Origin of the sequence: Denitrobacterium detoxificans (assembly GCF_001643775.1) — a bacterium.
GTDB lineage: Bacteria > Actinomycetota > Coriobacteriia > Coriobacteriales > Eggerthellaceae > Denitrobacterium > Denitrobacterium detoxificans.
Window position 1 is genome coordinate 2,295,279 of sequence record NZ_CP011402.1, and the last position, 18,191, is coordinate 2,313,469.

The window sequence follows — 18,191 nt, forward strand, 5'->3', positions numbered from 1 at the left end:
ATCATCGATGCTGCAGCCACTGCAAAGTCAAGCGGGGATTATCTGGGAATGCGCCGATGCGCGCGCAGGGAAAACGCGCGCAAACTCTTCAGCAGCTGTAGAGTTTTGCTACTCGCTTACGGGCTGCCATAGCACGTCGTAACGCACCTCATGCGGAACGTGGATGGAGCAGAGCCGCTGCGTGTGCGCATCGCCCTTGGGCAGCAGGCCGTTTTCCCGGATGAACGACGCCACGCGCGCAAGGTCGTCGGCATTGGGCTGAAAGTCCTTGCCAATGCGCACGATTGACTTCACCGCCTTCGAAGCGGGCACAAAACGCGCATCGGGATTGTCAGGCACACGCGTGGTAAAGCGACGCATGATGGCGTACCCCACGCGCACGTTCGAGAGCCCCTCTACCCCGCCTTCCAGAATGAAGCTGGAGTCGGCGAAGGGAATGTCGAAGCCGTCGTTGCCGCTGGGAATGGGTGCCGCCGCGCCCTTCTCGTCGGGCATCCACAAGGGGGCCCAGTACAGCGAAGGCGAAGTCGTTACCACAGGCGGCTTGCCAGCCCCGATGGCATCAAGGTCCTTCGCGCGACTTTCCAGGAATGCCTCGAGATTTTCCAAGTGCCGAATCTGGTCGCGCATGCCTTCCGCGCGCGACTTAAGGCTTTCCGAAACATCGGCGACATCATCGGCGTGAAACAGCTCGGCCGTATCTTCGATGTCGAACCCGCACTCGCGATAATTACGGCATTCGAGCAGGCGCGCCACGTCGTCCATGGTATACATGCGGTACGTGCCCTCGCGGCCGCCCGAAGGCACCGCCACGCCGCGACTTTCCAGGTAGCGCACACCGCTCGGCGAAAAGCCCGTGAGCTTCGCCACCGTCCCTATCTTGAATTTCATACGCATCCCTCCCCCGCGATTGTACCCGAGTTCGGGATAAGGGAAAGCCATGCGCACGCACCAGCCAAACCGGCGGCAAACGCGGTCAGCGCGCAGAACGCGACGGATGCGCCCTAACGCAAGGTGCGCTTGCGGGCCAACGCCTGGGGAACGTATTCCGACACGACGATCGCAGCGAATACCACGAGGAAGCCCACCAGAACGCGCGGCGTAAGGGCCTCGTAGCCCAGAGCGATGCTGAACGCCACGCCAAACACCGATTCCAGCGAAAGGAGCAGGCCCGCCGTCGCGGGTTCCACGTTGGCAATGCCCACGTTTTGGAAGAGGATCGCCAAGGCGGTAACGACCACGGCCAAGTAGACAAGCGCCAGCCAGGCTTCGCCGCCGAGCATGGAGAAGTCGAGAGGAGCGCCCGTTACCAAGGCCACCAACGCGCTTCCCACCGAGATAACGACCAGTTGCCATATCGTGAGCACGGCCGGATTGCGATCGTGCCCAAACTTCACCATGAAAATCAGCTGCAGGGCGTAGAAGAAAGCACAGGATAGAGAGAAGGCATCGCCAAAGCTCACGCTAAAGCCCTCGTTCAGGCTGATGAGGCCAATGCCAAACAAGCACATGAAGGCCGCGACCACGTGGAATCGATTGGGCTTCCTGTACAGGGCCGCCCAATTCAGAAACGGAATCATGACGCAATACGACGCCGTGAGGAATGCGTTCTTGCCGGGCGTGGTGTCGGTGAGCCCGATGGTTTGCAGCAAGTAGCCCACGAACAGCGGCAGGCCGATGATGATGCCGTACTTCACGTACTCGCGCTGGAAGAACAGCTTGCGGTGCTTCAGGGAAAGCAGGGCAAGGGCCACCGCGGCCAAGGCGAAGCGCACCGCCAGCAACCAGGCGGGGTTCACATCGTCCACCAGGTCCTTCATGATCACGAACGAGCTGCCCCATACAACGGTCACCATAACGAGGAGCAACTTGTACTTCATGAAGAACAGCCTTATCGGTCGGAATCACGCAGGTTATTACCCGATGATAGCAGCCCTTGCCGAAAAGACGGCGCTACTTCAGCGATTCCAGCCAGCCGGGCCTCTCAACGCGCATCTTCTGCACACCATGCTTGAAGATTCCCGAGGTAGCCGCCTGCATTACGGCCGCCTTTGCACGCTCGGGATCGACGATGATCGAACCGGCCATGCAGTCGACGCCGTACTCGTAGAGCACGGGAGCCGGAACCACGCTGGGCCCCACAAGAATGGCGCTGCCACCCGATTCGCGAGACAGCTGCAACAGGCGCGGCATCGTCTTGTTGGTGAGGGTAATGCCCGTCATGAACGTAACGTCCTGATGGGGAATGATGTATTCGCAACCAGGGTCGGGGACGTCGTCGCCATGAGGATTGCGCTCGAGCACCGTAAGCTCACATTCATCCGCCAGGCGCTCAATAAGCGGGAAGTGGCCCACTACGGTCACGCGCTTACCTGCACAGAGGGAACGATACAGGTCGAACCCGTCGTTGCTGCCCTTCTCCTCGATCTTCATGCCCGCAGCGGCTGCGTTTTCAGGCGTGGAATACCAGGCGTTCAGCGCGGCAACGCCCACGCTCGCCTCCAGAAAGTTCCAGCTGACGCACTGCGCCGCAAGGTCGCGCAGCTCCATGCAGCGAGCTTTGGGGTACAGCCCGTATAGCCCGCGCCCGCCATGCACAACCATGGCCATACCGCATCCGCTCTCCGCTTCAACGTATGCCCAATGGTTGCCCACCAGCACATCCTTCACTGCAATCCCCTCGGGCACGCCCTCCACCAGGCGCTTATACAACTCCCACTGTGCAGGCAGCTGCTGCATTTCCTTCCAACCCGGTATTCTGTGCCCATCTTCGCACTTACCCATGCTCGCTCTCCCGTCTACTACGTGCATCCTTGAAACTCTGCCGATGAAGTCTATTCTTGATGGAGTCTATTTTCAACTAGAAACTATGTAGTGGGCCGAATTACGGCGCAGAGCACCGCGCGGAAAGCAAAGCGCCTGGCAAATTGCCGCTTTCGTTGTAACGCCAACGGACAGCCCGCCCAGGCAGCGGTACCATGCGCGCGAACGCAAAAGAAACTGCCTACACATACCACCAGAACAGGACACACCCATGTCGCTCAACCCACTCTTCCCCTTCATGCCCACCATCGTGCCGAATATCGTACAGGCACTTGTGGTCGCCACGGCCTTCGCGCTGCTCTGCGCCAAGCCGCTGCACAAGCAGCCGCTGCCGTTTTACGCAGCGTTCATCGCAGCTTCGGCGCTTACGTTCGTTCCCGCCGTAAAGGACGCCACAGTGGTGCGCATCATGGCGAGCGCCTACACGGGCGTAGCGTTCTACCTGCTCGTGATGTTCGCGGGCGCCCTTCCCCGAAAATGGGAGGTCACGCGCAAACTGCTCTCCATTCGCAGCGAGCTTTCCATCTTGGCGGGCTTCATCATCCTGGCGCATTCCGCACGCGTGATATTCATGGTGCCCGTTTCGTTCATGCCCGTATGGAGCAACATCTGGGGAGACGCCGCCCCGTACATGCTGGCCGCAACCTCGTTCGTGGGCGTGCCGCTGCTCATTTGCTTCCTGGTGCCGTGGATCACCTCGTTCAAGCGCGTTCGTCGCCGCATGAAGGGCACAACCTGGAAAAAGGTGCAACGCCTGGCATATCCTTTCATGGCCCTGCTGGTTGCACAGGGCATGCTCCTTGCCGTCGCACACGCCCTCTACGTGGGCCCCACCTCGGAAGACTTTGCCACATACGTCATAACCGGATGCCTCTATGCCACTCTCGGAATTGTCTATGCCGCTCTCAAGTTTTATGGCGTTTTGCAGCGCAAACGCAAGTAACGCACTATAATGGGTATTAGGTTACATCTGTAGAAGGAGAGCCCATGCCCGCTATCGAACGCCATCCTCGAGACTCGCGGCTTCGCTATACGAAGGACTGCCTATATGATTCGTTCCTGCAGTTTCTAGCGGAAAAGCCCGTGAATGACATCACCGTCATCGAGGTATGCGAGCGAGCAGGTGTTTCCCGCAAAACGTTCTACAAGTACTATTCCGACCAGTTCGCCCTGCTCTTGGCCATGCAGAACGATCTATTCGAAGACTACAAGGACCTGCTGGACGGCAAGCCGGCGGACATCACTACGCTCACGCCCGAGCTCGTGGCATTTGTGGACCATAACCGCGTGCTCGTGAAGGCAGCGTTCGCGAACCGTGGCGAGGGCAATTTCGTGGATCGCGTACTGGAAGACCTCTTTGCTCGCTATCACGCGGCATGGGAGGCGGCGAATCCGAAGCTTTCGTCCGCCGACGTGGAGTTCCTCTTCCACTTCGTAGTGTCGGGCCTGTTCGGCATCGTGCGCCATTGGCTCATGGACCATCCGCAGCTTTCCTGCCAGGAAATCACGCAGCGTACCGCTACACTGTTGCACGTAGCCGACCCGCACCGCTCAGCCGCATTTACGGGGTAGCCGGAAGCCGACCCTTTCATCCCACCTTTCAACAAGCGCCATCCAGGCCATTGCCAATCGCGCAAGAGCTATATGACAGCCACAAGCAAACCCGCCTGGCCTCTGCTTAACAGCATGCCAGGCGGGTTTTCTCCATCGCTAATCCCGCATAGGGCATGCGCGCTTTCATTCCATCCGGCAGTTTGTGAACCCCAGACAGGCGCCAAACGCAACTTGGGCAAAATCGCGAGGCGTTTTGTAAAAAAATCGCCGTTCTGAACACGATTCCTTGCAATTTGTCCTCCTTGGAGAGGCAAATGGGGCCATTTGGCGCTTTCGGTTCAGCATTCTCCCAGGTCGGGTTCTTCCATGCTCGGATTCAAGCACTGGACAATGTTCAGAACGGCGAATTTTTTACATTTCGCCAGCCGAATCCGCCCAATTCGCATCAAAGCTGGCTTGAAACGCACGGGAGGTAGGCCCAAACATGGTTTACCGCCAAACTACCGCCCCGATGCGACGTTCGCTTCGCATGGCTCCACGCTGACAAGCGCGTCCAGGCAAAGCCACCAACACGTTTTGCCCTTTACTCCTCCTGGCTGAGCACGGCACGCGCGAAGTCCTCGTAGAAGTACGATTTCGGCTTTTCCGGCAAATCAAGCGAATTGAAGAAGCACGAGGGAATCTCGCGCAGTTTCAGGTTCTTTGCAATGCACGGGCCGCATCCTCGTTCCTGGTTGGTGGGATGCATAGGGCATTCCAAATCGGTACACGTGCAAAATGGACTTAAGTTGTTCATGGGGCCTCCCAGGAGGTCAATCGTCTGCTGGAGCTTATTGTAGAGCGCGCAAGCAAACGAAGGAGCAACATGTTTATCAACTGTCTCGCCGTAGGCGCGGGAGGATTCATCGGGTCGATTCTGCGCTACCTGGTAGGCAACGCCATTCCCAACGATTTCTTCCCCTGGGGCACGCTCGCGATAAACGTAGTGGGGTCCTTTGCTCTGGCCCTCATCGCTGGCCTGGTATTTCGCGGAACGATTGACAACGAGAGCGTTTCGCTCATGTTGCGCGTGGGCCTGTGCGGCGGCTTCACCACCATGTCGACGTTCAGCTTGGAAGTGGTAAATCTGGCAACGCGCGACGCCTGGCTGGCCGCCCTGGGTTACGCAGTGCTCACCTGCGTGCTATGCGTAGCCGCCGCGTATGCTGGCGGGATTTTGGCCAAGGGGTAAAAGCGGCAAGCGCCCGAGCCACACCCAACAGCGCGTCAGCGCCAACAATCACCCCGCATCATCGGCTTCAACAAGAAGGCCCGTTCGACCTAGGCGACAACCCAGATCGAACGGGCCTTGCAATAGAGAGGGCCTCCAGAAGCCACCCACCCATAACCAGCTACTTGCCCTCCTCCTTCAGCCTCTTCACCGTGAAGCTATAGAGCGCGCTGATCACGAAGCAAATGACGCCACCCGCGATAAGAGCACCCACGCGGGCGATGGGGTCGAAGTCGAACATGTCGATGGTCACCAGCTTCAGCGTGCATGTGAGCACCAGAATGAGACCGTACAGACGCAGGCCACCCACGCGCAGGGCGAACCCTACGATGATACACACAAGCGCGCATACCATGCAGCAGACGCTCGCCTGATAGCCCCAGCCAATCCACGGCGTGCAGAAGCACAGGCACGACATAACCAGGAACGTGCACGCAACCGCGTAGGACACGATACCCGCCGAACCTGCACCCATGGAGCGCACGAGCAGGCCAGCCGCAAGACACAGGCCAACGGTGTAGACCACGCCCAGCGCAATGGAGGTGGACAAGGGAACGCAGGAAGGAAACGCGGGAATCCGATAAACGCCATGTACAGCGCATCCATGGCCAACAGCGACAGCGCCACGACATCGAACCCTCGCAGGCCAGCCGCCCAGCGCAGACCCATGGCGCACAAAGCCGCAACCCAGAGGAAGCCCAGCGGCGGCACGCCGGTAGCCCAAAGCAAATCATTCGCGAAGGAAGCCACGAACAGGGCAAGGATAACGAACAGGACATACAGGGCAGGATTGACGATGCGCCATGCGCACTCGAAAAGCGGCATGCCTGCGCACTCGCCCGCGAGGGAAGCCTGCGCATCGGATGCGGCATGGGCGCCAGAAGCGCAGCGGCCGAACACCACAAGAGCCACCACGATTAGGAACAGCGTTAGCACGGTCGCGCACATCGCCATTGCGTCGACGCGCAGGAAGGCAGCGTCAACGTAGCCAGCAGAGCCAAAGGCAGCCACGTGGGACCCATCGCGCAGGGCATCGTAGATGTCAATGCGTACGGCATATGCCAGCAGCAGAGCGCCAGCGACAATCTGAAGGCGCCAGGTCGTAAGCTCGCTTCGACGCGCGTGGGCGTCAAGCCCCTTGGCCTGCTTCCAGATGGAAGCCACGAGCAACGCGCACAGGGCCAGCGTGGTGAGGAACTGCACGATGAACGAAACGGCAACCCAACCCTGCACGCCATCGATTGCCCAGCCATCGATACCAGACCCATATTCCAACCAGAGGGCCGAGCTCACCATCAGGCTCAGGCATACGGCGATGAACAAGCTCGTGCGGAACATCTTGCGATAGAACAGCATGTTGCCGCCAACGACAATGACGCTCGCGATGGCCTGATAGCCAACCAGCAGGGCAACCTTCTCGCCGGAGAAATTGGAGCCGCAGGCCGCGCACACCGACAACGCCAGACCCACCTGCAGCGTAATTGCCAAAAGAAGAGAGTCGGTCTTCCAGATGAGCACCATGCACACGGCCATCCAGAGCAGCAGAAGCGCATACGCTGGCAGCTCGCTGAGCATGCCGAAATACACGTGCGTTGCGAAGATCGAGATGAACAGCGACCCCATGCCGCACCCCATGAGGGCCGACGAGAAGGGATTGCGCTTGAAGATGGCAAGCAGGCTGCCCGCAACCGCCAGGACGCCCGACAACGTGAACATGAACGCGACCTTCATCACATCGTCGAAGAGCGGGATCATGGTCACGCCAAGCAGGAGCAGGCCAGCGAACACCAAGACAGAGGCCAAAATGGCCGTAACGTTGCGACCAAGCACCTCTTCCGCGCCGGCGGAAGGAGCCGGCGGGGCCATCGTGGGCGCCGGGGCAAACGAAGCAGGTGCGGGAGCTGCAGCTGCAGGGGCGTACTGCCCCGCGCTCGGAGCAAACGGCATCGGCGCAGGAGGAACGGGAGCCGACGCAACGTGCGCCTGAGCGGGGGCACCATACGCTGGCGCTGCGGCCTGCGGGGGAACGGGTGCAGATGCCGCATGAGTTTGCGGCTGCGGCATCGGCGCGACGGCCCCCGCCGGGTATGACGAAACACCTTGCTGCTGCAACGAGATGGGAGGTTCGGGCGAAGGGCCCTTGGTGCTATGCATTGTTCTTCCTTTCCTGTTACATCAGTAACATTTGTCTCTATATTAGAGACAAATGTTACCTTTGGCAAGAGGGAAGTTAGAATTATTTTCTTGCGGGCAAGCAAACGCGCAGTCGCAAAAAAAATGCAGGTCGCCCGCCCTCTCGGCAAGCGACCCGCACCTGGGAACGTTCTAGCTACGCCAATCTACTGAGCGTTAGCCCAATCGCGCAATTCCTCGATACCGGGATTGCCATTCAGCAACCCGCCGCTTACGACCGTAGCACCGACCGCAATCGCCTGCATGCGCTGCGGCGCCTTGCCCAGCCCACTTCCGCCGCTCGTGGCAAAGGGCACGATCTTCTTTCCCGCAAAGTCATGCGCCTCCAAAAACGTGTCGATGATGCGCGGCTCCACGTACCACCAGACGGGAAAGCCCACGTACACCACGTCATACGCGGAAACGCTCAAGCCGTCATCCACAACGGCCGGACGACTAGACTCGTCATTCATCTCGACGCTGCTACGACTCTTGGAATCGCGCCAATTCAAATCGGCCGCACTATACGGCTGCTCCGGCGCGATTTCCGCGACATCCGCACCAACTGCCTGCGCCAACTTCTGGGCCACGGCCGCCGTCGTGCCCGACGCGCTGAAATACGCCACCAATGCCTTGCTCATATGCACTCCAATCATTCCGCGCACGCACATGCGCACGCGAGCTAGTTACCCTTATTCGCCCTGCAGCAGGGAAAACACGCAGGAACGAACGATTTCGAATAGACCCTGCGAATAGGCGTCGACCCCAGCCTCGCGCATGACCTCCTCTTGCTTCCCGGTGTGATGCGCATACGGATACGCCCCATGTAGAAACGGCATGAACGCGAACACGAATGCGCTCACGCGCTCCTCGCCCCATGCGGGCTTTGCCGTGCGGATGACACTACGTAGCGCCGCTAGCGTCTGGGCATACGTACGCTTGAATTCCACCAGGCGTTCCAAGCGGCTGTTCTGCTCCATGTCGTAGAGGTTCATGGCCAGCATCTTCAGCATCGTCGTTCGCTGCTCGACCGTATGCGCCAGCGCCTGCGCCAACTCCGCGTCGCCCATACCCGCGCACCTATCGGCAAGCTCTTCCAGAGCCGCCGCCCAGCGCGCATGCTCGCGCTGCAGCAGGGCAAGCAGCACCTCATCGGCGCAACGGAAATAGTTGTACATGTTCGCGCGGCCAAACGACACGCCAGCCGCTATCTGCGTCATCGTAATGTCGCGATAGCTAAGCGACGCATACAGCCGCTCGCACGAGTCCACGATCTCCTCGCGGCGCGCTTCCGATTCTTCCTGCGTAATCCTAGGCACGAGGCGTCACCATCCACAAAAACCCAAAGCTCATACGCGCCTACAGCTTTCCACCGAACACGGGGAAAAACGAGCTCGCGCCGTAATCGGGCAGGCCCGCAATGCCATTGAGCACGGCCATGTCTTCGTCAGAGATTTGGAAATCGACCGACGCATTTTCCTTCATGCGCACCGGGTTCGCCGTCTTCGGCAGGGCGATCATGCCCAACTGCAGCACGTAGCGGATGCACAGCTGCGCAACCGACACGCCGTACTTCGCGGCCATCTCGGCAACGCCCTCGATGCGGCCCGCTTCGCCGTGGGCGATAGGCGAATACGCTTCCACCGCAATGCCGTGATTGGCGCAGAACTGCGCAACTTCCACGGGCACGTTGCCCACGTGCGCCAGCACCTGGTTCACGGCCGGCACCACCGAACACGAATCAAGAATGTTCTGCAGGTCGTCCACCAGGAAGTTCGACACGCCAATCGCGCGCAGCTTGCCTGCGGAAAGCGCGTCCTCGAGCGCACGATACGCTTCCACGTTGCCCTGGAAATGACGGTCGCTCGACTGATTGACCTCGACCCAAGGCTGCGGCGAATAAATGATCATCATGTCCAGGTAGTCGAGCCCCATGGTGGCCAGCGTGCGGTCGATGCCCGCCGCGGCTTCCTGGTAGGTCTTATGCTCGGCTGCAACCTTCGACACCACGAACAGGTCCTCACGTGCAACGCCGCACGAACGCACGGCCTCGCCCACACCCCGCTCGTTGGCGTATGCCTGCGCCGTATCGATGTGACGGTAGCCAATTTCCACGGCCGCGCGCACGGCCTCGCCCACCTGGGCGTCGTCGATGAGCCACGTGCCCAACGCCAGCTTGGGAATGGCAACGCCGTTGTTGAGGGTATACGTCTCTTCAAGAATCATGGTTCCTCGCTTCCGCTAATACTGACAGCTTGTCACCAATAAGACAATCGAAATGGTACATCCCTACTGACACATTGTCAATTTTATTCACAGGACTTCTCGCCCGGGCAGGCCACTCACCCCAAACGTTACGAAATGCATTCAAAAACGACCGCGCAAAATCGCCCATGCGATAATTCCACCCGCAAACTCAAAACCTTCGCACTGGCGTGACGGGGCTGCGTCGCGCCAGATAGTCTTGGAGCTCGAAGGAATCCCATGAATCAACCCGACATCGAAAAGCGCGTCATGCACGCTCACGAACTGCACGAACGCGGATACAACTGCGCGCAATCGGTTGCTTGCGCATGCGCCGACCTGGTTGGGTTCGATGAGGCAACCGCATTCAAGGCGACGGAGGGACTCGGCGGCGGCCTGGGCGGAGCCACGGAAACCTGCGGCGCCATTTTGGGCGGCGCCGTCGTACTGGGATACGCCACAAGTCACGGTCCGCGCGACCCCCACACGAAATTGCAAACGTATCGGCTCACAAGCCAGCTTGCCCAGCGATTCAAGCAGAAGAACACCTCGACAATCTGCGAGGAGCTGAAGGGCCTCACCGGCGGCCCCGTGCTGCGCTCGTGCCCTGGCTGCATCGAAGACGCCCTGCGCATGACACTCGCGCTGTTGGAAGACGCGCCCCGCCCCTAGCGACGCATAATGCGGCGGCCTCCTGTAGCCCCGAAGCCAATTTCAGTCCCGCCATTTCCTTACACCCGCTCGCACGCTGGGCCACATCTGCCTTCACGAGACTCGACGTTTCTAGCCGCCGTGTGCAACAGTTTTCCGCATGACTTTATTGCCCCCACTGGGGCAATGCCCGAGCGCAATGAAAACATTGCCGAATATATGCACTCACATGCATAGTCCCAGGTAGATTACCACTTTCCATTCGCAAAAATTCTGGCCGCACTCCCATAGTTTGTGGGGTTTGCGAACGAGTTGTGAAGGTATAATGCAGCCCGTTTGGGAATGCCGGCCATGGCAAGGGAGATGTCATGGCCGACTTCGATGGGGCACATTTGGGATATCGCGCAATCCGACTGTCGCGTCTTCGAATGGCATAGACGAGAAGGCACGCCCCATCGCAAGGGCAACGAAAGGGATGAAAACATGAGTGTGCATTTCAAATTCTCCAGAATGTCGAGAGCGTTCGCCGCAGGCGCGCTGTCACTGTCATTGGTGATAGCTCCCGCCACCGCGCTGGCCTGCACGCAGGTCTACGTGGGCTCCGACCTCACGAGCTCGGGCGACACCATCTACGGTCGCTCGGAAGACGCCGCGAACCGCTACATCAAGCAGTTTGGCGTTGAGCAGGCAACCGCGGGCAAGACGTACTGGAGTGGCGAAAACGGCCCCGAGCAGGATCCTGCCGTGAACTTCACGCGCACGTCTCCGGGCGCCACGTTCCGCTACACCTACGTACGTGACCTGCCCTCCGATTGGGACGACGCGGCTAAACCCTATTCCGAGGCGGGCATCAACGAAAAGGGAGTCACCGTAGACTCCACGCTCACGACCGCCGTGAACGATGCAGTAGACGGCGTCGACCCGCTGCTCGATAACGGCATCGGCGAATACAACATCGCCGACGTCGTGCTCTCCGAGGCTTCCACGGCACGCGAGGGCGTACAGCTCCTTGGTTCCATCATCGATGCCCAGGGATCGCAGGATTGCAACCAGATCTGGATCGGCGATCCGGATGAGGTGTGGAACTTCCAGCAGCTCTCTGGCCATCAGTGGATTGCCATTCGCATGGACTCCGATGTCGCGTCCGTCAATCCGAATATGTCGTGCCTGCAATACGAGGTCGACATCAACGACGCCACGACGTGCCTGCATTCCGCGAACCTGGTAGCTGTCCCCACCGAAGCTGGCACGATTGCGACCTTCGAGGGCGGCGCCATCAACGTAGCCAAGAGCTACGGCCTCGAAAATGACGGCGTAGGCCAGAACACCCGCTACGTGCAGGGGCATAAGTACTTCGGCGACAACCTGGTCGCCGGCACCGACTACACGTTGAATGACAAGGGCCAGGTGGAATCCATCGCCGACCCGCAGCTGTTCTTCCAGCCAGGCAGCAGCGACTACACGCTCACTAACGTACTGCGCGCGACTGCCGCTCGTGGCGAGGGCACCGACGTTGACGCGAACGCGAATGCGAATCTGTACGCCATCGGCAATAACCGCACCGTCGAGAGCCACATCTTCCAGTGCCGCGAAGGCCTGGACGACCAGCTGGCCACCGTGCAGTGGACGGCCCTTTCGCGTGGCGAGTTCAGCGTGTTCGTGCCCAGCTATTCCGCGCTCCTCACCGAGACGGATGCCGATTACTACCCCTCCGTCGAAGCGCTCGAAGCCGGCACCGATCACGTAGGCTACGAAAGCGAGCGCAATGATGCCGCAAAGGTGGCCGCCAACGAGGCGCTGGCCATGGAAGACGCCGATTCCAAGGCGCTTGCCTTCGTGTTCATGGACCTGAACACCCTGGCGTACAACCATCGCGCCGATACCGCCGATGGCGTGCATGCATACCTCGATGCGCTGCAGGCCGAAATCATCGAGCAGCAGGATTCCGTCGACGCGCTGATGCAGACCATGCAAGGTGACGACGCGCGCACCGATTTTGCGAACAAGGCAAACGCCGTCGCCGCGGGCGAGGTCTACGACCATGCGCATGCCCTGCTCACCGAGCTGCGTGCATATCTGAGCGCAGGTGATTTCTCCACGCCGTTCGCTTCGGCTGGCCTAGGCGCCCAGGGCAAGCTTGTCGACCCCGTAACCTATGCGTCCGAGATGACCCAGTACGCGCAAGGCGACGAAGTTGAAGGCGCAACGATGTACCGTCTGTACAACCCGAATTCGGGCGAGCACTTCTACACGGCAAGCGCTTCGGAGCGCCAGGACGTCATCGCCGCTGGCTGGACCGACGAAGGCGAAGGCTGGGTTGCTCCCGTGGAGTCCGACGAGCCCGTCTACCGCGTATACAACCCCAATGGGGGCGACCACCATTACACGACGAGCCTGGAAGAGCGCGACATTCTGGTCTCGCTCGGATGGCGCGATGAGGGCATTGGCTGGTATTCCGCTGGTCACGACGCAACGCCCGTCTGGCGCGAGTACAACCCCAACGCCAAATCTGGCGCCCATAACTTCACGACGAGCTGGGAAGAGCACGCCGGTCTGGTCAAATTGGGCTGGTCGGGCGAAGGCATTGCCTGGTACGCCCTGTAGGCTTTACCACCACACGTAAAACTCGGAAGAGGGGAGGCGAGCATATCGCCTCCCCTTTTTTGCAGGCACTAAGCAGCGCCGTTGAACCGGGACGCTATCGTTAGCAATACATCACGCGATGGGCTTCCATGGCCGAAATGAATTCCTGATCGGCGGGGCTGAGCACGCGATCGGCGCGCCACGCCAGGGAAAAGCCCCAGAACGCATCAGTAATGGGAATAGCGACGAAATCTTCCTTTGCGAAGATGGGGATGTGCGGGCGCAGGGTGATTGCGCAGCAATCGTTCTGCATGGCAAGCTCGAGCACCTCGATCATCTCGTCGCCGTAGAGCAGCGTGCAACACGATTCGCCCTCTTCAAGCGGACGCAGCTCTTCGCGCACGTTCTTGAACTCCGTGGGCGTAAGACACGACACCGTTTGCCCCGCCAAATCGCACTTCTTCAGCTCGGTACGCTGCGCAAGCGGCGAATCGGGCCGCACGCACACATACATCGTGTCGCGGAACAGCGGCAACGACGAAAACACCTTGTGGTCTACCGGGTCGTTCATGAGCGCGAAATCGCATCGCCGTTCGAGCAAGCTGCGCTCGCATGCCTCGTCGAACACGGTACGCGACACCATAACGTGCGCGCCCGTGGTAGAGGTCTCGTTGAAATCCTGAATGGCGTTACGCGGAAAGCTATTCATGAGCCCCACGGTGATGGAAACGAAAATGTTTCCCGTCTTCCTGCGTGCCAGGTCGTTGATTTCATTCATCATCGACGTCTGATCGAGCACGAACGTTTGAGCGTAACGATGAAAAATGCGACCGTACTCGGTAAGCTCGAAACCGCCGTTTGAAGGATTCACCAGGGAAACCCCCATGGACGATTCCAAGCGCTTGATGGCGCTCGATAGCCCCTGTGGAGTGATGTACAGCTCATGTGCGGCGCGCGAGTAGCTTTTCGTGCGCGCAAGCGCAACGAAGTACTCGAATACCTTCATATCCATTATGTCCCTCCCTCATACTGGCACCCCCATGCCATTCGCCCCATCATACTGGGTCGCGCTTCGCCCGTAAACGAATTGCCTTTCACATTTTGTTTCAATTCGCCAATATCTTGCAGATTCACATTCCCGCGCTGCGTACTCAGAATTTTTGGTGCCGAGAAAAGCAATCAACATCTAGGAGGGAATGATGGAACTTTCTCGTCGTAATTTTCTGAAGGTCGGCGCAGTAGCCGGCGCACTGGGCATGGGAGCAGGCCTGGCGGGCTGCGCATCCCCGAGTGGCTCTTCCGCCAAGAAGGAAGCCGACAAGAACGCTGCCGCAAGCAGCGAGGACTGGCTGGGCGAAGCCCCCAACCTGACGCCGAACGACTGCTCGAAGACCGTCGAGACCGAGGTCATCGTCGTCGGCTCCGCACTCGCTGGCTCCATGGCCGCTTATGGCGCCATGAAGAACGGAGCCCAGGTTACCGTGCTCGAGCGCAATGCCGCTCCGCACATTGGCGGCATGACCATCTCGTTCTTCAACTCGGATACGCAGAAGGAAGCAGGCCTTCCCATGTACGATCCGGTTAAGACCGCCAACGACATGTTCAACCTCACGCAGTATCGTTCCGACATGCGCCTGAACACGCTGTGGATCAACCGCTCCGGCGAGCTGATGGACAACCTGCGCAAGGACTTCCTGGAGCCCTACAACCAGTATTACCTGCCCCTGAGCTTGGAGGGCATCTTCCCCGACCCCGACCAGGAGATCACCTCCTACATCAGCACGGGCGTGGCGTTCTCCGAAACGGACATCCTGACCGACTTCACCCACAACATCCATAAGTTCCTGGAGGACAAGGGTGTTGAGACCTACTACAAGACCAAGGCCGAAGTGCTGGTTCAGGACGACAGCGGTCGCGTGACTGGCGTCATCGCCACCGACGAAAATGGCGATCACATCCACTTCAAGGCCGCCAAGGGCGTAGTCATGTGCACCGGTTCGTTCGGCAAGAACGAAGCCATGATGAAGAAGTTCTTCCCCAAGCACTTCGCCGACTGGGCGCTGAAGTACAACTCCTACGAGGCCTACATGGGCAGCGACCCCGTTACCGACAAGCAGATGGACGACGGCCTGGGCCATCGCATGCTCTGCTGGGCTGGCGCGGAAATGGAAGAGATCTGCGGCTACGCTGCATGGCAGACCACCGCATGGCGTTCCTTCCCCTACCTGCTGGTAGACACCAAGGGCGAGCGCTTCATGAACGAGTGCACCTCGCTTCTGACCTCGGCGCACATCGTTGCCGACCTGCCCGGCCACGAAGGCTACGTATGGCAGATCATCCCCACGAACGACTTCCAGATGCCCTCTTCCTTCGGCTACGACAAGGAAGCCGCCGCGAAGATGTTCGACATCGAGAAGACCGAGCACTACGAGGCCGACACCATTGAAGAGCTGGCCAAGAAGATCGACGTTCCCGCCGACGCCCTGGCCGCAACGGTCAAGCGCTACAACGAGCTGTGCGAAGCCGGCGAAGACCTGGACTTCCGCAAGTCCAAGCGCTACCTGGACCCCATCGACGATGGTCCGTACCAGGCCTGGAAGATGCAGTACCTGTTCTACTGCACGCTGGGTGGCGTACGCTGCAACGACAAGATGCAGGTACTCGACGAGAACTGGGATCCCATCCCCGGCCTGTACGCCGGCGGCAACACGGTTGGCTACCGCTTCGGCGCCAGCTACGAATCGCTTCTCCACGGCGGCTCTAACGGCCTGGCCTCTACCCATGGGTACGTGGCCGGCGAAAGCGCCGCAACCCTATAACTCTTCGACGCCCTCGGGCGCGGCGGTAGCGTGATTCAATTCTGCAGCTGAAGAGCGCTTCGCCAAACGCCCATCCTCCCACGGGCGCAGAGTAAATGCCGGGCCGACCCCCTATCGGCCCGGCATCATTATGTTTTGGGGCAAAAAATCCCGCCACCCTAAGGTAGCGGGATTGGTGCCTACCCGTTTTCACCGCATTTCGTAGAGCGGTTCGACTGGTTTGCAGGGCTTCGCCCTATCGTTCGATAGCGAAGATATCGACCAGGCCCGTCATATCGAAGACTTCCATGACCTCGTCGTTGGGATGCAGCAGACGCAACGCGCCATTCTGGCGCAACATACGCTTTTCCGCGGCAACCAAAACGCGTAGGCCAGCCGATGCAACGTACACGAGATTCGTCATGTCCAGCGCAACGTCGGTAACGGTTTCGGGAATCTCGGCTAGGGCCGCCTCCAGTTCGGGAGCCGTGGCAACGGTAAGCTTGCCGTCGATGGCAATAACCGCGCTCGTCCCCTCGATGCTCGTATTCAGATCCATGACACACCCCTTCGTACGGCGGCTGCGCTAACTTCTTCGCCCATTATATCGCCACGTGGGCGTTATCTGGTCGTAGTTTGTACGCTCTCACATATCTACGTGGTGAAACGTTGAAAAAGCCACGCAAACGTTTATTGGGTGTATAGTCACGCAACGTCGAGAAATCGGTAAACGGACGAAAATGAATCGAGAGCGTCACAAGTAATGTTCCGGAGCAGTAAAACACAGCCTAAAACACACGAATCCGCCATCAACCAGTATCCTGCAAGCCAGGAAGCACCGAAAGGCGGCGACTCCGCGGAACAGATTACGTGCGACGCCTGCGAAGACGAACAACAACCCAGCACCCCCAAGAGCAAAATCAAGCGCCTCGCGACGCTGGCCGTGCAGCTCGTGCTGCTCATCGCCGTCTATGAGCTTGGCTGCCTCATCTCGCAGTACCTGCCCATCGCCATTCCCGGCAACATTGTGGGCATGGCCCTCTTGCTCACGCTTTTGGCAACGGGCATCCTGAAGGCGAAGCACGTGGGCGACGCCTGCGACTACATGGTGGACAACATGTCCATCTTCTTCATCCCCGCCGGCGTGGGCATCATGGGATGCTTCTCGCTGCTGCAAGATGCAGCGTTGAAGTTCGCATTCGTTTGCATCGTCACGACGGTCATCGTATTCCTGGCCACCTCGCTCACCGTTGCGCTCGTATCGCGCCTAATGGACGGCCATCGCGCAAAGCGCGAGAACAACGCCCGCATCGGCCAGGAGGCATAGGTCATGCAGATTCCCTTTTTCCTGGCGCCCAACGGCGTACTTGACATCACGCTGCCCGACTTCAGCTTTGCCGGGCTGCTCCTTGCCGGCTCATTCGCATCCATCGCGATGTTCGAGCTCTGCGTGCTGCTGTACAAGAAGGTGAAGACCCCGCTGCTGAACCCACTGCTCATCACGCTCATCGGGCTCATCTTCGCGCTAACGTTCTTCCACATCTCGCTTGAATCGTACGAGCAGAGCGTATCCATCTTCTCGTTCCTGCTGGGCCCGGCAACCGTGGCACTCGCCTATTCCGTATACAAGCAGCGCCAGATCCTGAAGGAGCACTTCATCCCCATCGTGGCAGGTTGCTTCGTGGGCTCAGTCGTTTCGATGGTGAGCGCATACGGCCTTTGCAAGCTTCTGGGCCTGGGCAACGACATGGCTCTGTCCTTCATCCCCAAATCGGTAACGACGCCCATCGCCATCGCAGCCTCGCAGGAGCTGGGCGGCATTACGTCCATCACCGTTGCCGCGGTGATCATCACGGGCATCCTGGGCGCCATCTTCTCGCCCGTCATGGCGAAGGTCTTCCACGTGAACAGCAGCATCGCCAAAGGCGTGGCAATCGGAGCCTGCTCTCATGCCGTGGGAACCACCAAGGCCATTGAGATGGGCGAACTCGAAGGCGCGATGTCAGGCGTGGCCCTGGCGGTATCGGGCATCCTCACCACCATCATCGTCATCATCGCGCACTGCGTTTTCCAAGGCTAGGCGCGCGCCAACAACG

19 protein-coding genes are annotated in these 18,191 nt (G+C 59.6%); 8 read left to right on the plus strand and 11 right to left on the minus strand.

The window, feature by feature from the left end:
* Window positions 1-108: 108 nt before the first annotated feature.
* The 3 genes from AAY81_RS09380 to AAY81_RS09390 form a co-directional block, all read right to left on the minus strand.
* A complete protein-coding gene (locus AAY81_RS09380; protein ID WP_066664367.1) occupies window positions 109-891 on the minus strand; it encodes a MerR family transcriptional regulator in 783 nt (260 codons plus the stop codon).
* A 113-nt stretch (window positions 892-1,004) separates the two neighbouring features.
* The gene (locus AAY81_RS09385; RefSeq protein ID WP_066664379.1) at window positions 1,005-1,880 is read right to left on the minus strand and encodes a DMT family transporter; all 876 of its coding nucleotides are present in this window, start codon (window positions 1,878-1,880) and stop codon (window positions 1,005-1,007) included.
* 73 nt (window positions 1,881-1,953) lie between these two features.
* Window positions 1,954-2,784: a DUF364 domain-containing protein gene (locus AAY81_RS09390; protein WP_169815814.1), complete on the minus strand. Its 831-nt coding sequence runs from the start codon at window positions 2,782-2,784 to the stop codon at window positions 1,954-1,956.
* A gap of 250 nt (window positions 2,785-3,034) precedes the next feature.
* Between AAY81_RS09390 and AAY81_RS09395 the strand changes: the two genes are divergently transcribed.
* Entirely contained in the window at window positions 3,035-3,766 is a 732-nt protein-coding gene (locus tag AAY81_RS09395) for a hypothetical protein (protein ID WP_240480583.1), read from the plus strand.
* Window positions 3,767-3,810: 44 nt separating this feature from the next.
* Window positions 3,811-4,395, plus strand: a complete 585-nt coding sequence (locus tag AAY81_RS09400) for a TetR/AcrR family transcriptional regulator (protein WP_066664384.1) — start codon at window positions 3,811-3,813, stop codon at window positions 4,393-4,395.
* Between the two features lie 565 nt (window positions 4,396-4,960).
* Here AAY81_RS09400 and AAY81_RS09405 read toward each other — a convergent pair.
* The gene (locus tag AAY81_RS09405; RefSeq protein ID WP_066664391.1) at window positions 4,961-5,173 is read right to left on the minus strand and encodes a DUF6485 family protein; all 213 of its coding nucleotides are present in this window, start codon (window positions 5,171-5,173) and stop codon (window positions 4,961-4,963) included.
* A 69-nt stretch (window positions 5,174-5,242) separates the two neighbouring features.
* Here AAY81_RS09405 and crcB point away from each other — a divergent pair, with 69 nt between their 5' ends.
* Window positions 5,243-5,608, plus strand: a complete 366-nt coding sequence (gene crcB, locus AAY81_RS09410) for a fluoride efflux transporter CrcB (RefSeq protein ID WP_066664398.1) — start codon at window positions 5,243-5,245, stop codon at window positions 5,606-5,608.
* Window positions 5,609-5,768: 160 nt separating this feature from the next.
* Here crcB and AAY81_RS10740 read toward each other — a convergent pair whose 3' ends face one another.
* The 5 genes from AAY81_RS10740 to AAY81_RS09435 all read right to left on the minus strand — a co-directional run bounded on the left by AAY81_RS10740 (window position 5,769) and on the right by AAY81_RS09435 (window position 10,045).
* Complete coding sequence (locus AAY81_RS10740) at window positions 5,769-5,987, minus strand: DUF2339 domain-containing protein (RefSeq protein ID WP_240480584.1); 219 nt, start codon at window positions 5,985-5,987, stop codon at window positions 5,769-5,771.
* The gene (locus AAY81_RS10745) at window positions 5,972-7,594 is read right to left on the minus strand and encodes a hypothetical protein (RefSeq protein ID WP_240480585.1); all 1,623 of its coding nucleotides are present in this window, start codon (window positions 7,592-7,594) and stop codon (window positions 5,972-5,974) included. The genes AAY81_RS10740 and AAY81_RS10745 overlap by 16 nt, the downstream gene beginning before the upstream one ends.
* 392 nt (window positions 7,595-7,986) lie before the next feature.
* Entirely contained in the window at window positions 7,987-8,460 is a 474-nt protein-coding gene (locus AAY81_RS09425) for a flavodoxin (RefSeq protein WP_066665229.1), read from the minus strand.
* A gap of 51 nt (window positions 8,461-8,511) precedes the next feature.
* The gene (locus AAY81_RS09430; RefSeq protein WP_066664405.1) at window positions 8,512-9,138 is read right to left on the minus strand and encodes a TetR/AcrR family transcriptional regulator; all 627 of its coding nucleotides are present in this window, start codon (window positions 9,136-9,138) and stop codon (window positions 8,512-8,514) included.
* Between the two features lie 40 nt (window positions 9,139-9,178).
* Window positions 9,179-10,045, minus strand: a complete 867-nt coding sequence (locus AAY81_RS09435) for an aldo/keto reductase (RefSeq protein WP_066664408.1) — start codon at window positions 10,043-10,045, stop codon at window positions 9,179-9,181.
* Between the two features lie 258 nt (window positions 10,046-10,303).
* Between AAY81_RS09435 and AAY81_RS09440 the strand changes: the two genes are divergently transcribed.
* A complete protein-coding gene (locus AAY81_RS09440; RefSeq protein ID WP_066664410.1) occupies window positions 10,304-10,735 on the plus strand; it encodes a C-GCAxxG-C-C family protein in 432 nt (143 codons plus the stop codon).
* Window positions 10,736-11,224: 489 nt separating this feature from the next.
* A complete protein-coding gene (locus AAY81_RS09445) occupies window positions 11,225-13,318 on the plus strand; it encodes a C69 family dipeptidase (RefSeq protein WP_169815816.1) in 2,094 nt (697 codons plus the stop codon).
* A gap of 100 nt (window positions 13,319-13,418) precedes the next feature.
* Here AAY81_RS09445 and AAY81_RS09450 read toward each other — a convergent pair whose 3' ends face one another.
* Window positions 13,419-14,309 (minus strand): LysR family transcriptional regulator, encoded by an 891-nt coding sequence (locus AAY81_RS09450; protein WP_066664413.1) that lies wholly within the window; start codon window positions 14,307-14,309, stop codon window positions 13,419-13,421.
* A 184-nt stretch (window positions 14,310-14,493) separates the two neighbouring features.
* Between AAY81_RS09450 and AAY81_RS09455 the strand changes: the two genes are divergently transcribed.
* Entirely contained in the window at window positions 14,494-16,116 is a 1,623-nt protein-coding gene (locus AAY81_RS09455) for an FAD-dependent oxidoreductase (RefSeq protein ID WP_066664416.1), read from the plus strand.
* 235 nt (window positions 16,117-16,351) lie between these two features.
* Here the strand turns inward: AAY81_RS09455 and AAY81_RS09460 are convergent, their stop codons facing one another.
* Window positions 16,352-16,654 carry an STAS domain-containing protein gene (locus tag AAY81_RS09460; protein ID WP_066664418.1) on the minus strand — a complete coding sequence of 101 codons (303 nt, stop codon included), beginning with the start codon at window positions 16,652-16,654 and terminating at the stop codon, window positions 16,352-16,354.
* A 204-nt stretch (window positions 16,655-16,858) separates the two neighbouring features.
* Between AAY81_RS09460 and AAY81_RS09465 the strand changes: the two genes are divergently transcribed.
* Window positions 16,859-17,422, plus strand: a complete 564-nt coding sequence (locus tag AAY81_RS09465; RefSeq protein WP_082867975.1) for a CidA/LrgA family protein — start codon at window positions 16,859-16,861, stop codon at window positions 17,420-17,422.
* 3 nt (window positions 17,423-17,425) lie between these two features.
* Entirely contained in the window at window positions 17,426-18,175 is a 750-nt protein-coding gene (locus tag AAY81_RS09470) for an LrgB family protein (protein WP_082867976.1), read from the plus strand.
* Window positions 18,176-18,191 lie beyond the last annotated feature (16 nt).